The organism is Pseudoxanthomonas sp. PXM01 (assembly GCF_014851815.1).
GTDB lineage: Bacteria > Pseudomonadota > Gammaproteobacteria > Xanthomonadales > Xanthomonadaceae > Pseudoxanthomonas_A.
The window spans coordinates 1,892,989-1,907,033 of record NZ_JACVAJ010000001.1 but is presented as its reverse complement, the minus strand read 5'-3'; the positions used below and the strand labels follow the sequence as shown (position 1 = coordinate 1,907,033).

The window sequence follows — 14,045 nt, the reverse complement described above, 5'->3', positions numbered from 1 at the left end:
AGCACTCTCGCGTCCCGTCCGACCGCCGACACCGTCGCTCGCTGCGCTTTCCTTCACGTGTCCCGCTGCGTCGGTCGACACATTCCCGGGAGCGCCCATGACGGGCTATCAGGTCCGCGAGACCCGCCACGCTGTTGGTGGGTACGTTTATCGCCTACGCGTGTTGAGCGACAAGCAGCAGTTCGCCGACCCCGACGGCCATGGCGCACGCATCGGGATATCGCCTGCGCAATGGAGCCTTTTCGGGCAGGTGTGGCCTGCCGGACGCTTGCTGGCCCAAGCGATGCAGCGCTTCGACATCTTCGGCAAGCGCATCCTGGAAATCGGGTGCGGGATCGGCCTGGCCAGCCTCGTCTTGCAAAAGCGCGGCGCCCACGTGGTCGCTTCCGATGTCCATCCGCTGGCGGAAGTGTTCCTCGCCTACAACGCCGCTCTCAACGGATTGCCGGCCTTACATTATCGTCAGCTGCGCTGGGACATCCCGTTGCTGTCGCTGGGTCGCTTCGACGCGATCGTGGCCAGCGACGTTCTCTACGAATGCGACAGCGCGGACGTGCTCAGCGCAGTGATCGAACGTCACGCGGAAGTCCGTGCCGAGGTGCTGATCACCGATCCCGGGCGTGGCAACAGTGCGCGCTTCAGCCGCCTGCTCGCGATGCAGGGTTTCGCCGTGGATTCGACCCCTTGTCCGATGGATGACCGAGACTTGCCACCCCATCGCGGGCGGTTGCTGCACTACCGCCGGGGGATGTCGGTATGAGCGGCCTCCCTCTTGTTGCTGTGCCCTTGTGCGCGAACGGTGATGCCGCGTGTTGCCGTTGACGTTAGCGGTGCAGCCGGAGGCCCGGATTCCACAGCGCCCGAACGAGCAGACGAAAGCAGGCTTGACGGTTATGGCGCGCGACACCGGAGGCTGGCGCGTGGAGATCCACGTCGCTCTCATGTGCTGTTTCATCCACGAGGCGCGCCCCGAGGTATGTCGCCGCTTCGTACTGGCAGGATCCTGCTGCCGCGACATGCGCGAGGACTATGTAGACCGCACTGGGCGCTGCATCCGCTGGCGCTCTGATGAGAGGAGATGAGCATGGAACGTACACGCAAGCTCCCAGAGTCCAAGGGGGCATCGCCCTCCCATCCTCGGGACACGGCAAGTCGAACATTCGCACGACGGAAAATCGGTGATCGAGCCATGGTGACCCACGATAGCCTCGCGGAGGATCTGGCGAATTTTCGGCTAAGTGGTGGCGTTATCGAAGTGCTTGGTACGACGCTGGCGCGGCGAAGCGCGAGTCAGGAGGGTGCTTCGCCAGCATCGGATGTTAGTGACGAACGTGAACGCCAAGACTGAGAAAAATGGTTGCGGCACCGAGCTGTCTGGCGTTGGTTCACCGCCTCATCAGCGCGAGCAGGTCCTCCATGCGATACGGCTTGCTCATGTAGTGAACCTTGTCCGGTATGCGCCCGACCTCGCTGCGAGGATGCGCGGACGCCAAGATGACGCATGCGTTAGGGAGGACGCTTACCGTCGCGGTGATCACCTCCGATCCAGAGCAGCCAGGCAGGGAGAAATCGGAGATGACACAGTTGAACGAGGTGCCTGACCTCAGAATTCTCAAAGCCTCTGGGCCGTTTGCGGCATAGGTCACCGCGAAGCCCTCGTCCTCGAGAATCTCCACCATCAGCTCGCTGAGGAGCAGGGCATCGTCGACGAATAGAACCTGCGGGCGCGATGGCATTGCGTGTTCCTTGCAGTAGCCAGATGCCGAAAGCGCCGGGCGTTGTTCTTCAGGCGAAGAAGTGGATCCAGAGATGCGGAGCAGGGCGCTCTATCCGGATGAATCGGTCATGGCGGCGACGGCGCGCAGCAGCGCTGTTTGTCGTTCCAGCGCCCAACGCGTAGCCCAGCCCTCGCCAGAGTCGAGGGATCGCACGGCGATCTCCTCAAGGCCGGCTCCCTTGCCCGTAACGAGGATCCTTGCGATCCAGCCGCGGCGTTCCGGACCGATCTCGATGATGGGGTGGCCTCGACATAGCAGCGTCCTTCGCTGCGCATCGGCTTGCCATCTGAATCCTTCGGGAAGTGCAGTGGTGCGTATGCCCATGACGTACCCCAGAGGATGCGAGGCACGATCTCATGCTGGATGTGCCGTTGGCGTGACGATCCACAGCGCTCGAGAACCGGGGATTCTTTAGTGATGTGCACGATGTGCGCGGGGGAGCGGTGACCTGGATCGCCATGCAGGACGGGATAACCCGGCATAGGACTACAGTCGTATGCTGGCGCTAGAGAGCCGTGCAGGTAAGCGTGAAGCGATACCCTCGCGCCTCCAGAAGCGCTCGCAGGCGTTGCTCCGCAGCCGCTCGATGGAAGTCCCGTCCGGCCCAAAGCGTGTAACACGGCCGCCCCTGAGTGCGAACACCGCTGACACGACGCGATACCGCGATGTCCAATGAGGAGCACGCCGTGGCCCACATGGTACGCAGATCGGTGGGCCCGATGGACTGCTGTGCGCCAAGATGCAGGATGAAAACCTGGGTTTGCTGCTGCTTTAGCATTCGAACCTCGTCGGCACGCGGGTGATCGCGAAGTAAGCCGAGAGGGAGAGCGGTCGGCCCGTAGGGGGCGGAGGAAACTACCCGTCAGCAACGATACGTATACGCCGTTGCTCCAACAGTGGCAATGACGTGAGGTGACGTATCGTCGAGTGGGTAGCGCCCCTTCGCGTCAGTCATGGCTCTGCTACGCCAGTGGTAGGTGCCTCATCGCGACGGATGCGCTCATGGCCGGTGTCACCGAGGTCGTACTCGCAGGCACAGCGAGTCAGGATCGCCCACAAAGGTAACGGCACGGACGCAGCCGGATCGCGAATGCTCGCTAGGCCTGAGCGGCGTAGCGCAGCACCGTCTGTTCGTCCTGGATCACCTGCTTTGTCGATTCGAGCCACCTCAGCGCTGCTCCTTGGTTCTTGATCGACCCTCCCAGCTCGTCGGTCAAGCAACGTGCGCAGGGCTGGCCGCCAGGGCTGGGTCTGCAGCAACGACTGCAGGGAGACATCGTCGTTGTAGCGGGAGGTCTCAGTTGGTGGGAAATTCTTGCCATAAGGGCGCTGGCCGCACTCAGACTATCCATGGTGGCGTATCCGTGTCGTATAGGGGCAGGCATGGTCGACGAGGGCCGCGTCGACTAGGGCTGAGTGCGCACAAGAATGGCGGGATGGCTCTCCGCCGCTTGCATTCCGTTGCAGCTCTCTCACTGAGGCCTGGCTTCGGGTATGTTCACCTTGTCGATGACATGGATCACGCCGTTCTTGGCCATGATGTCCGACTCCGTGATCTGTGCGCCGCCGATACTCAGCGTCCCTTCGGCGACTTCAACCGGTGCATGCTGTCCTTGCAGGGTACGCGCTGCCTTCCACTGGCCAACATCCTTTGTGGTCCTGTGGCCGCTGACGAGGTGATAGTTGATCAGCGAGGCCAGTTCATCCTTGTTGGCTGGCTCAAGCAGTCGCTCCAGCGTACCGGCCGGCAGTGCCGCGAACGCTTCATCGGTCGGAGCGAACAGTGTGTACTGCTCCGTACCCGTCAAGGAGGCCGCGAGACCGGCCTTGTCGATCGCATTGATGAACGTGCCGAACGTGCTGTTGCTCCTCAGCGTGCCAAGCAGGTTTCGTTGCGCGGGAATTTCCTTGTGCTGCATTTCCATGGGTGTTCCTGCGAAGGACCTGCGGGAGGTCGAATGAACGGCCGCAGCCGCGACTTGGCGGGTGCCAAGTTCGGCTCAATGCGTAGGATGGGGGAAGTCTTGCGCGGCTGAGCAGCCGATGCGGTGTTGCACCGTAACCACTCAACGGTGCGCGTTGCGCTGTTAGTGTGGCGTGACGCCCGCCTTTCCGATTGTCGATTGCGGTGGTGCGTTACGTGGTAGCGTCGTGGGACGCGGAATTCCGATGTCGGTTAGCTTCCGCGCCCGCAGTGTGCCGGCCCGCACAATCGCTGGAGCCGCCTCATGCGCATCACGCGACATCGCATCGTCTCGAAGCAGCCACCCTTCCAGGGCATCGCCAATCGCCTTGAGGACCAAGCCGTGCAGTGCGCCGAGAACGAAGGCTGGCCCATTCCGGATGAGCCGTCAGAGCGGCTGCCGGCGGTAGCGCAGACTTGTGTCGCGTCGCGTGTCGCTTCGCGCATGAGCAGGCATCTCCGGGATGAACTCCAGTGCTGCTCCGGGCGTCCTGGTTTGCGAAAGCGCGTAATCTTGCTTGGGAGCGCGGTCACGCAGGCTGCGCGACATGATCGGCATCTGGTCGGCGGCCTATCTTCAGGAGGCCAGTGGTAGGCCGGATCACAGCGGATCCTTTCGGCAACACTGGCGGGTATGCGTTGCCCCCAGCCTTGGTCGTTCTTTGACGCATAACGCGAGATCTACACGAAATGCGCGAGAACTCTCGACGAGGTATCAGTAGCACCTCTAAGCAACGGTACGCTTGGTCTGTAACTCCACCCCCATCGGGGCGAGCATGCGCCTGCTAGCCGGATGCGAAATGGTCGTGGAATCGATCGAGGACTGTGCGGTGGTCGCCATGCTGCGACCACGCAGTGGCGAAGCGCAGTGGCTGATCAGCGAAACGTACGCATTCCACCCCCACGTTCGGCCGACCGAGTTCGTCGACGTATTCGGCAATCTTTGCCAGCGCTTCGTGGTGCAACGCGGTCGTATGAGAATCCGGGCCGAGTTGGAGGTCGAGACCGAGCGTGATATTGCCATCGCACCTTGGGTCGCGCCGGTGCCGGCCGCTCTCCTTCCCGATCACACACTCCAGTATCTGCTGCCGAGTCGCTTCTGTCCCAGCGATCGTGCTTTCGACCAAGCGCAGGCCATCGTGAACGAGGCCGACCCTCGCAATGGCCAGGTAGGCGCGATCGTGGAGTGGATTCGCTCGCATATCGTGTACCGGTATGGCGCGAGCGATGCCACCACGGATGCGCTCGGCACGATGGAAACGCGTGCCGGCGTCTGTCGCGACTATGCTCATGTCGGCATCACGCTATGCAGGAGTTTGCGCATTCCCGCCCGCATGGTGGTGGGATATCTGTACGGACTGGAACCCATGGATCTGCATGCCTGGTTCGAGGCCTACCTGGACGGCCGCTGGTATACCTTCGACCCGACGCAATCTGCGCCCCGTGGCGGTCGGATCGTGGTCGCCTACGGCCGCGACGCTGCCGACGTCGCGTTCCTGACCAACTACGGGTGGCTGCAGACGTTGGAAATGCAGGTATGGGTAGGTGAGCCTGTTGGTGGCCAGCCACATCCCTTCATAGGCAGCCGACGTTAGCAGTCGGGCGGCCGCCACATCGAAGTTGCGCTTCCTGTCCCAGTCCAGCATGTCCGCTCCTGGCCGGAAGCGGACGTCATCCTCAGGATGGCGGCTATCGGCCAGAAGCGGACATTCGATGTTTCGCCAGACCAGCGCCTGCCGTAGCGGGTCAGCTTGAACGAGCGGTAAGGCGTCACTCTTGCAATACCCGCTGACATTCATCCCACAGCGACTGCACCTGATTGGCAGGCAGCAAGATGATTTCATCTACAAGTTCCACCTCTTGGAGGCGTTCAAGAGCTGCCTTTGCAATCAGTTCGACTGCGTTCCGGTGGCGGCTAAGTATCTCCCTGGTTCTTGGATAATTTGAGCCGATCTCTAACTCTACGGCTGCGAGATTGGCTTTGGCTTGTGGCACATTCGCAATAGCTGTCCTCAGGCTTTCGCTAGGAAGTCCAAGGCTTCGCAGATGGCCTACATCGGCGTCTCTCATCAACCTATCGCGGACCCGCTCGATCTTTCTCAGGTCGGACCCAAATCCATTGGAGTTAGTAGTTCCTAGCAATACTTCCTCAGCCTTCGCTCCAGCAGCGTAGACGATGACTCGTTCTATTGGTGGTCGAGGGTTTGGAGCGTATCCGCTCTCAACATCTGGAAGGCTGTACGACGCACGACTCGCAGGGCCTCTTGGAACTGAACTCCGCAACTTTATGTCGGCAACTTCGGCATGCAAAGCCAACGCAGCAACAGCATGACCTGCCTCATGAGTCAGAATGGTCTTCCAGTTTGGCTCCGTGCACTCAGGCTCCACGTGATCCTCGTTTCCGATGGCAGAAGCAGGCGAGTTGAGATGGGTGGACCATGGCGCCAAACTACCGAATATACGGACAGATCTGCCCGCCTATAGTTCTGATTGGTATTTCGGCAGCCGCCCGCAGATCGAAACTTCTTTGCGAGTTTAGGCTGCGACTGTCCGGCAGGCAATCCGGCGCAAACTCGGACGGCCGCGCTGCGCGAAATGGAGCCATGGTTCCGCATTTGCCTAATGTGGATTGCCGAACGCGGATGTCCGCTTTGGGTCGAAAGCGGACAAGCTGGCGGCCTAGCATCTTTTAACTAGGGCGACACGGAGGCAACTAGAGCCTCTCCATCCCATCTCGGGATTGGAGAAAGCTATGAAGCGAAGTTCAGGCCGCTCAGCGGCACGCCCTGCCTGGAATCTCGGTAAGCTGGTCGGGCAGAAGGCGCCCCTAAAGCTCAAGGAAATCTGGTCGATTCGAGTCAGGCTTCAGCTCAAGGGCGATAGCCGGCAGTTGGCGCTCTTTGACCTCGCAATCGACAGCAAGTTGCGGGCATGCGATCGGGTCGGGCTGCGAGTCCGTGATGTTGCACATGGCGCGCATATTGGCTCACGAGGATGCGTCATCCAACGCAAGACGAAGCGTCCTGTGCAGTTCGAGATCACGCCGCAGACTAGAGATGCGTTGGTCGCTTGGATCGATAGTCAGAAGCTTGGCCTCGACGATCACCTCTTTCCCGGCAGGCGAGGAGGCTCTTCCCACCTTTCTACACGCCAATACGCCCGCTTGGTGAAGGCTTGGGTGCTTAGCATCGGCCTGGATCCAGTGAGCTACGGGACGCATTCCATGCGTCGCACCAAGGCATCTCTAATCTATCAACGGACCAAGAATCTGCGAGCCGTCCAGCTGCTGCTGGGACACACCAAGATTGAGAGCACCGTCCGCTACTTGGGGGTTGAGGTGGATGATGCCATCTCGCTAGCAGAGCAGACCGAGGCGTAGCGCGCCTCCGAAAGCGGCCTTAGACCGGCCGCTTTCGACCCAAAGCGGACATAAGTATTCACAAGAACGGCCACGCAGGACTAGCTAATGTCAGCTCAATCCTGCGTTGCCGTCACTGCACTACTGGGCCTTCTGATCCATGCTTAGCAGGGCGCGGATCTTGGCTTCGGTTTCTTGATACTGCCCTTCACCGAAGTGCTGGTACACGATTCGCCCCTGTTGGTCGATCAGGTACATGGCAGGCCAGTAGCGGTTGCCATAGGCATTCCAGGTCTCATAGCCATTGTCCTGGGCGACCGGATAGGTGATCCCAAAGCGCTGCACGGCAGCCCGGACGTTGCTCAGCTTCTTCTCATACCCGTACTCGGGAGTGTGCACGCCGATGACGACGAGACCCTGATCCTTGTACTTCGCGTGCCATTGCTTGACGTGAGGCATGACACGAACACAGTTGATGCACGAGTAGGTCCAGAACTCGACCAGAACGACCTTCCCACGAAGGTCCTGGATACTCTGGGGTGAGGAGTTAATCCAGTTGTCGATGCCCTTGAACTCAGGCGCCATCGGTGCAGGCCTGGTCTGGGTGGGATGAACAGGGTCCGCCTGGACGTTAGGGGAGCACGCGGCAGCGAATACGCATGCGGCCAGCATGGTCGCGAGAGAAGAGAGTTTTTTCATGAGATCAGAGTCCTTGGGAGAGGGGGGGAAGCCACTGAGTGGCCCAAGCGGACACGAATACGTCGTACTGGAGCAGCTGAAGAATGGCGACGCCTATGGCGATCAGACCGAAGACCTTCCTCAGCAGATCGGCATGCTTCTGAAAGAACGAGAGGCGTGAATTGATCCAGCGTCCGCCGTAGGCAATCAGCAACATCGGAATGCCGGCGCCGACTGCATAGAGTCCAAGCATCCCGCTGGCTTTCGCGGGTGACTGCGAGCTTGCAGCCAGCGCGAGTACGGAAGCCAGCACGGGGCCGGCACATGGGGTCCACGCCAGTCCAAGCGAGGCGCCAACAAGCAGGGCACCAGACCTGCCGCTGGCTTGTAGCAAGCCAGGGCCGGCCGGCCTCACCTGATTCCATTGCGACTGCACCCAGGCCACCGATCGCTCGAAGGGAGCTGGCCAGAAGCAAGCCAGGCCGGCCAGCATCAGCACCACGATCGAGCTAGTACGAATGCTGGCTTGAAGCTCTCCGGACGAAGCCGCAAGGGCGCCCAGGAGGATGCCGCTTGCCCCAAAACTGCCGACGAAGCCAGCAATGATCCACAAGGGCGTTCCCCGATCCTTTCCGATACCTGTCGCCAGGATGATGGGAAGGATGGGCAGGATGCAGGGAGAGAGGATGGTGGCCATGCCTGCAAGGGCAGCCAGTACGTATTGGATCATGGGAGAACACTCGGCGCGGTGGAGGTATCCATTGCATCGCGACTGTGTCAGCGCCTTGTGTCCGCCGACCCGGATGTTTGTATCCGGATCGTCTTAGAGTGCCTCGGGACACACGCTGTTACATCAGACCAAGCGAATCTGCACGTCGATGTTGCCGCGCGAGAGCTTGGAGTAAGGGCAGGTGCGATGCGCTTCGTCGATGATGGCCTGAGCCTGTTCCGGTGCGATTCCAGGCAATGAGATAGCCAGGCGAGCCTGGAGCTGATACTCCTCACCCACCTTCCCAAGGTCGACTTCCGCATCAATGGCGGTTTCAGCCGGCAAGGCAACGCGAAGCTTGCGGGCCGCGATGCCCATCGCGCCTTCGAAGCAGGCCGACCAGCCTGCCGCAAACAACTGTTCCGGGTTGGTGCCGGGACGACGGCTACCGGGAGGCGAGAGATCAACGTCGAGCTGACCATCGTCGCTTCGGGTGTGGCCTTCACGCCCGCCGACGGTATGAGTCTTGCCGGTGTACAGCACGGTATCGATTGCGTTCATGGGATATCTCCAGTGAGAGGAAGTTGAAAAGCGAAACAGCTAGCGGGCGTACTGTGTAAAGACGTAGTCGCGGTCTTTCACGCGGGCTGCGTGGCATGCATGGCAGGTCTTGTGCTGGGCTTCATCGACGGGCTTCCCATCGATGAAGCGTCCGTATCCCCACCCACCGGTACCGGCGTACTTGCTTGAGTCCTTGACCATCACCTGCACCGTGGTGGCGGCACCGGGAATGGATGCGGGGGCGAAGTCGGGCGACTGCTCATGCTTCCAGGCCAACTTCACCAGCACTGTTCCGTCGGGAAACGGGCGCTGGTTCTCGCGATACGCGCGCATCGCTTTGGGATTCCCGACCACGACTCGCAACTCGTCCAGCGGCGCGGCCTCCTGTGCCGGTGCGATGAAGGGCCAGTCGCGATAGCCCTCGGGAAGTTGCACACCATAGATCGGCGCGGCAGGGCGTGAGCTGTCGTACGCCTGTACTGCACTCACCAAGCCCAGGGCCATACCGACAGCCAGCGAAGCAAGTAGGAACTTGAAGGCAGTTTTCATGGCGTCTCCTCCTATGGCTTAAAGGCGAGTAGCGTCGACAACCGCCTGGACGAATTCGGTGGGCGACTCCTGTGGGGGGTTGTGGCCGATGCCGCCGGTGAAGGCGCGATGTTCGTACTTTCCGACGAACTTGGTCGCGTACACCTCGGGTTTCGGATGCGGGGCGCCATTGGCATCACCTTCGATGGTGATGGTCGGCACCTTGATGACCGGCGCCTGTGCCAAGCGCTGTTCCAGCGCGTCATACTTCCGCTCGCCTTCGGCCAGGCTCAGCCGCCAGCGATAGTTGTGGATGACGATGGCCACATGGTCCGGGTTGTCCAATGCGGCGGCGCTGCGATGGAACGTGGCGTCATCGAACTTCCACTGCGGAGATGCCAGTTCCCAGATCTTCTTCGCGAAGTCGTGGGTGTACTGCGTGTACCCCGCTTGGCCGCGATCGGTAGCGAAGTAGAACTGGTACCACCACTGCAGCTCGCTCGACGGTGGGAGAGGCTTGCGGCTGGCCTCTTGGCTGCCGATCAGGTAGCCACTCACCGACACCAGTGCCTTGACCCGTTCCGGCCATACGGCCGCCACGATATCTGCCGAGCGCGCACCCCAGTCGTAGCCGGCCAGCGTAGCGCGACGGATCTTGAGGGCGTCCATCAATGCGATGACATCCGACGCGAGCGCTGCCGGCTGCCCATTCCGTGGCGTGTCCGCGGAGAGGAACGTGGTGGTGCCATAGCCCCGCAGATGCGGAACGATCACGCGGTATCCGCGAGCGGCCAACTGCGGAGCGACTTGCGCGTAGCTGTTGATGTCGTACGGCCAGCCATGCAGCAGAATGATGACTTCACCCTTGGCAGGGCCGAGGTCGGCGTAGCCGATACGCAGGTCTCCTGCGTCGACATGCTTGTCGGCTACCAGCTCGGGGGGCAGCGTTGGAGATACTACCTCCGTCGCTGACTGCGCGAATGCGGTTCCGCTGAACATCAGGAAGGTGCCCGCCAGCCATGACAGGGTGCGCGGGCGGCGGGGGTTCGAGGCAAAGATCGCGAACATGGTGGATCCTCCAGCAGGGTGGATGAAGGGATGGATCGGGAGGCACGGCGCGCGTGTACGCGCCGCGGTCTATTCAGATGGAGTAGCCGCCATCCATCGTCAGGCTGGCGCCTGTCATGTAGCTCGCCTCGGCACTGACCAGATAGGCCGCCAGCGACGCGACCTCTTCCGGGCGTCCCACGCGCTGCAACGGGCTGCGCTCAGCAAGATGGTCGAGGAAGCCTGCGGTGATGTCGGTCTCGATCGGACCCGGCTGGATGTTGTTGATCGTGATCTTGCGCGGCGCCAGATCCAGCGCCAGTTCACGCACCAGCGCGGCGACGGCGGCCTTTGTCATGACGTAGACGCTGCCACCGACCGATCCACTACGCTGTGCGGTGTTGCTGCCGATCGTGATGATTCGACCGCCCTCGGCCATCTTGGCGGCTGCAGCCTGGATTGCCAGGAAGACGCCGCGAACGTTGACCGACAGCATCAGATCAAGCGTGTCCACCGGAAACTGCTCCAAAGGACCGCCTTGATAGACGCCGGCATTGACGACGGCGACGTGCAGAGTGCCCAAGCTGGCGGTGGCGTCGGCGACAGCTGCCGTGATGGCATGCTGATCAGCTGCGTCGGCTTGCAGGGCAATGGCTTGGCCGCCATCCGCCTGGATAGCGGCGACCACTTCGGCCGCCTTGTCGGCGCGCGATGCGTAGGTCAGGGCAACGGCGTAACCCTCACGAGCCAGGCGGCGTGCAATGGCCGCACCGATGCCGCGGGAACCGCCGAAAACCAGGGCAGCCTTGGGGGAGGGGGATTCAGAGGTGTTCATGGTCGTTTCCTTCGGGTGTGGCCGACGGGGGCTCCGCGGCGATGGACACATTCCGCGCTCGCCCGGTATCCGGGACGTGTCTGGATGAAGGGAGATTTGTCGCCCTTTTCCCGAAACCGGCCCGTGGATACGTTCTGATACAAACAAGCGACATCCGCCCGCTTGGCGGGCGGTCCACTGGCGCTACCATCCCCTGCGAAAGATCCATGGCCACGCGTGGCCGCACTTCCGGAGCTCCGACACATGTCGTCCCACACCGATCACATCCTCGTCGTCGACGATGACCGCGACATCCGTCAAATGGTGGGCGACTACCTGAAGCGGAATGGTCTGCGCGTAAGCTTGGCAGCCGACGGGCGCGAGATGCGTGGCGTCCTGGATACCAGTGACGTGGATCTGGTCGTGCTCGATGTGATGATGCCCGGTGAAGACGGCCTGTCACTCTGCAGGAATCTCCGTGCAGGCAAGCACCGCGCGGTACCAGTGGTCCTGCTCACCGCCCGCGATGACGAGACCGACCGGATCATTGGATTGGAGATGGGCGCTGACGACTACGTCAGCAAACCCTTTTCATCGCGGGAGCTGCTGGCACGCATCAACGCCGTGATACGTCGAGCGCGCATGCTTCCTCCGAACCTGCAGGTCTCCGAGGCCAGCCGGTGGATCGGGTTCGGGGACTGGCGCCTGGACACCACCGCCCGCCATCTGATGGACAAGGCCGGGACGGCGTACCCTTTGAGTGGAGCCGAGTTCCGCCTGCTGCGGGTATTCATCGACCATCCGCGACGCGTCCTGAGCCGCGATCAGCTGCTCAACCTGACGCAGGGACGCGATGCGGAAGTTTTCGATCGCTCGATCGATCTTCTTGTCAGCAGGCTTCGACAGCGCCTCGGCGACGGTGCACGTGAGCAGACGTACATCAAGACCGTTCGAAGCGAGGGCTACGTGTTCAGCCAGACCGTCGTTCTGGAAGGCGAAGAGCCGTGAACCTGCAGCGCCGTGCCTTCACCCGATGGCTGCCCAGAACGCTTAGGGCGCGCCTACTACTGATCTTAGGAGCGGGCTTGCTGCTCGCGCACGCGCTGTCCTTCGCGCTGCTGTTCGAGGAACGGGCGGATGCAACTCGTTCGATGATGCTCAGGAACCTCTATGAGGACATTCCTGTCAGCGTCGCGCTATTGGAGAACCTGCACGCGGATCAACGGAGCGAGTGGATTCCCCGCCTTGAGCGCCGGACGTATCGCTATCTCCTGCGGCCAGCGCAGGCCGGTACGCCGTTGTCCACGTCACGCTCACGCCAAGTCACAGGATTGATCGATGACGCGCTCGGGCATGAGTACGCGCTACGGCCACGAGCGGTGTCCACCGAGCCGGAACGCTACGAGGTAGAGCTGACGCTCCACGACGGCCAGCTTCTGACCATCGAGGTGACGCCCTCACTGATGCCCCTGGCACGCTGGTTGCCATGGGTGCTGGCCGCGCAGGGCGCATTGCTCTTGATCTGCGTGGGCGTTGCCGTTCGACTGGCTACGCGCCCTCTGGCTCAGCTCGCGAAGGCGGCCGAGCGCATGGACCCCGCCGGCAATGGTGCGCCACTGCCCCAGGATGGCCCATGGGAGGTTGCTCAGGCAGCGAGCGCACTCAATCTACTCCAGACGCGCGTCGCGACCCATGTTGCCGAGCGGACCCAGATTCTTGCCGCCATTTCGCATGATCTGCAGACACCCATCACTCGGCTGAGGCTGCGGGCAGAGGCGCTGGACGCCACCGCCGAGCAGGAGAGAATGCTCGGCGATATCGACCAACTCAGCCTGTTGGTGCGCGAAGGCCTGAGCTACGCCCGCAGCGCGTCAGTCACATTGGGCCCGGCGGTTCGACTGGATATGGCGGCATTTCTGGAAAGTGTCGTGGCTGACTATCAGGACGCGGGACGAGCCGTAGAGCTCGCTTCCAGTGCAGCTGCGTCCCGGGACACCCATCCCCAAGTGTTGCGCAGGATCCTACAGAACCTGATCGACAACGCGCTTAACTATGCGGGGAATGTCGAAACTCGGCTGCGTATAGATGATGCTGGGCGCGCCTGCATTGATGTGTTGGATCGTGGCCCCGGTATTCCGCCTGACCAACTGGAAGCCGTCATGAAGCCCTTCCAGCGCTTGGAGCCCTCACGCTGCCGATCCACGGGCGGAACGGGGCTCGGCTTGGCTATTGCCCAGCAGTTGACCTCAGCGTTGGGCGGAGTACTACGCCTGGCGAATCGTGAAGGCGGAGGTTTACAGGCGACGATTCACTTGCAAGGCTAGTCAGCGCAAGGCTTCGAGCGTTTTTATCTGACTTTTCTGATGTCCGCTTCTGGCCGCAAGCGAACATCACGGACCGTGTGCCGGTCATTACCCAAGGTGGCACTTCTATGTGCGCTACGTTGGTCACGACGAATGCGCGCCTGCCGGCTCAAGCCGGCCTCAGCAACTTTGAATTCGTCGTTGCGGCAAGCCATCATGGGTGCAGGTAAGGCCAGAAGGAGCTCGGCCTGCCGGCTCCTGAAAGTTGAGAGGCCGTCTGACCGTGACCCGAATCCGTGTGCCAAG

At 61.7% G+C, this 14,045-nt stretch carries 15 protein-coding genes; 5 read left to right on the top strand and 10 right to left on the bottom strand.

Going from position 1 to position 14,045, the window contains the following annotated elements:
• Positions 1-97: 97 nt before the first annotated feature.
• Positions 98-760 (top strand): methyltransferase domain-containing protein, encoded by a 663-nt coding sequence (locus IB230_RS08760; RefSeq protein WP_192271000.1) that lies wholly within the window; start codon positions 98-100, stop codon positions 758-760.
• Positions 761-1,385: 625 nt separating this feature from the next.
• On the opposite strand, the gene IB230_RS08755 is transcribed toward IB230_RS08760, so the two are convergent.
• From IB230_RS08755 to IB230_RS08745, 3 genes are all read right to left on the bottom strand, one after another.
• Positions 1,386-1,736: a response regulator gene (locus tag IB230_RS08755; RefSeq protein ID WP_192270998.1), complete on the bottom strand. Its 351-nt coding sequence runs from the start codon at positions 1,734-1,736 to the stop codon at positions 1,386-1,388.
• Positions 1,737-1,826: 90 nt separating this feature from the next.
• Positions 1,827-2,102, bottom strand: coding sequence for a hypothetical protein (locus IB230_RS08750; protein ID WP_192270996.1), 276 nt, complete (start codon positions 2,100-2,102; stop codon positions 1,827-1,829).
• Positions 2,103-3,250: 1,148 nt separating this feature from the next.
• Entirely contained in the window at positions 3,251-3,703 is a 453-nt protein-coding gene (locus IB230_RS08745) for a fasciclin domain-containing protein (protein WP_192270994.1), read from the bottom strand.
• Between the two features lie 814 nt (positions 3,704-4,517).
• Here IB230_RS08745 and IB230_RS08740 point away from each other — a divergent pair.
• A complete protein-coding gene (locus IB230_RS08740; protein WP_192270992.1) occupies positions 4,518-5,336 on the top strand; it encodes a transglutaminase family protein in 819 nt (272 codons plus the stop codon).
• A gap of 175 nt (positions 5,337-5,511) precedes the next feature.
• On the opposite strand, the gene IB230_RS08735 is transcribed toward IB230_RS08740, so the two are convergent.
• Positions 5,512-6,129 (bottom strand): hypothetical protein, encoded by a 618-nt coding sequence (locus tag IB230_RS08735; RefSeq protein WP_192270990.1) that lies wholly within the window; start codon positions 6,127-6,129, stop codon positions 5,512-5,514.
• 364 nt (positions 6,130-6,493) lie between these two features.
• Here IB230_RS08735 and IB230_RS08730 point away from each other — a divergent pair, with 364 nt between their 5' ends.
• Positions 6,494-7,120, top strand: a complete 627-nt coding sequence (locus IB230_RS08730) for a tyrosine-type recombinase/integrase (protein ID WP_192270988.1) — start codon at positions 6,494-6,496, stop codon at positions 7,118-7,120.
• Positions 7,121-7,240: 120 nt separating this feature from the next.
• Here IB230_RS08730 and IB230_RS08725 read toward each other — a convergent pair whose 3' ends face one another.
• The 6 genes from IB230_RS08725 to IB230_RS08700 form a co-directional block, all read right to left on the bottom strand.
• Positions 7,241-7,798 (bottom strand): thioredoxin family protein, encoded by a 558-nt coding sequence (locus IB230_RS08725; protein WP_192270986.1) that lies wholly within the window; start codon positions 7,796-7,798, stop codon positions 7,241-7,243.
• Between the two features lie 4 nt (positions 7,799-7,802).
• A complete protein-coding gene (locus tag IB230_RS08720) occupies positions 7,803-8,507 on the bottom strand; it encodes a cytochrome c biogenesis CcdA family protein (protein WP_192270984.1) in 705 nt (234 codons plus the stop codon).
• 123 nt (positions 8,508-8,630) lie between these two features.
• Positions 8,631-9,047: an organic hydroperoxide resistance protein gene (locus IB230_RS08715; RefSeq protein WP_192270982.1), complete on the bottom strand. Its 417-nt coding sequence runs from the start codon at positions 9,045-9,047 to the stop codon at positions 8,631-8,633.
• A 39-nt stretch (positions 9,048-9,086) separates the two neighbouring features.
• Positions 9,087-9,596, bottom strand: a complete 510-nt coding sequence (locus IB230_RS08710; protein WP_192270980.1) for a cytochrome P460 family protein — start codon at positions 9,594-9,596, stop codon at positions 9,087-9,089.
• 18 nt (positions 9,597-9,614) lie between these two features.
• Positions 9,615-10,643, bottom strand: a complete 1,029-nt coding sequence (locus tag IB230_RS08705) for an alpha/beta hydrolase (protein WP_192270978.1) — start codon at positions 10,641-10,643, stop codon at positions 9,615-9,617.
• 73 nt (positions 10,644-10,716) lie between these two features.
• On the bottom strand, positions 10,717-11,457 hold the full coding sequence (locus IB230_RS08700) for an SDR family oxidoreductase (protein ID WP_192270976.1): 741 nt from the start codon (positions 11,455-11,457) through the stop codon (positions 10,717-10,719).
• Positions 11,458-11,700: 243 nt separating this feature from the next.
• Between IB230_RS08700 and IB230_RS08695 the strand changes: the two genes are divergently transcribed.
• Together IB230_RS08695 and IB230_RS08690 are read left to right on the top strand one after the other, a co-directional pair.
• Complete coding sequence (locus IB230_RS08695) at positions 11,701-12,444, top strand: response regulator (RefSeq protein WP_192270974.1); 744 nt, start codon at positions 11,701-11,703, stop codon at positions 12,442-12,444.
• 77 nt (positions 12,445-12,521) lie between these two features.
• Positions 12,522-13,760: a HAMP domain-containing sensor histidine kinase gene (locus tag IB230_RS08690; protein WP_225589321.1), complete on the top strand. Its 1,239-nt coding sequence runs from the start codon at positions 12,522-12,524 to the stop codon at positions 13,758-13,760.
• Positions 13,761-14,045: the final 285 nt, after the last annotated feature.

Coding starts and splice junctions, on each gene's coding strand:
- IB230_RS08755 (WP_192270998.1), bottom strand. CDS start 1,736: ATGCCATCGCGCCCGCAGGTTCTATTCGTCGACGATGCCCTGCTCCTC.
- IB230_RS08760 (WP_192271000.1), top strand. CDS start 98: ATGACGGGCTATCAGGTCCGCGAGACCCGCCACGCTGTTGGTGGGTAC.
- IB230_RS08740 (WP_192270992.1), top strand. CDS start 4,518: ATGCGCCTGCTAGCCGGATGCGAAATGGTCGTGGAATCGATCGAGGAC.
- IB230_RS08750 (WP_192270996.1), bottom strand. CDS start 2,102: ATGGGCATACGCACCACTGCACTTCCCGAAGGATTCAGATGGCAAGCC.
- IB230_RS08705 (WP_192270978.1), bottom strand. CDS start 10,643: ATGTTCGCGATCTTTGCCTCGAACCCCCGCCGCCCGCGCACCCTGTCA.
- IB230_RS08730 (WP_192270988.1), top strand. CDS start 6,494: ATGAAGCGAAGTTCAGGCCGCTCAGCGGCACGCCCTGCCTGGAATCTC.
- IB230_RS08745 (WP_192270994.1), bottom strand. CDS start 3,703: ATGGAAATGCAGCACAAGGAAATTCCCGCGCAACGAAACCTGCTTGGC.
- IB230_RS08710 (WP_192270980.1), bottom strand. CDS start 9,596: ATGAAAACTGCCTTCAAGTTCCTACTTGCTTCGCTGGCTGTCGGTATG.
- IB230_RS08700 (WP_192270976.1), bottom strand. CDS start 11,457: ATGAACACCTCTGAATCCCCCTCCCCCAAGGCTGCCCTGGTTTTCGGC.
- IB230_RS08720 (WP_192270984.1), bottom strand. CDS start 8,507: ATGATCCAATACGTACTGGCTGCCCTTGCAGGCATGGCCACCATCCTC.
- IB230_RS08695 (WP_192270974.1), top strand. CDS start 11,701: ATGTCGTCCCACACCGATCACATCCTCGTCGTCGACGATGACCGCGAC.
- IB230_RS08725 (WP_192270986.1), bottom strand. CDS start 7,798: ATGAAAAAACTCTCTTCTCTCGCGACCATGCTGGCCGCATGCGTATTC.
- IB230_RS08715 (WP_192270982.1), bottom strand. CDS start 9,047: ATGAACGCAATCGATACCGTGCTGTACACCGGCAAGACTCATACCGTC.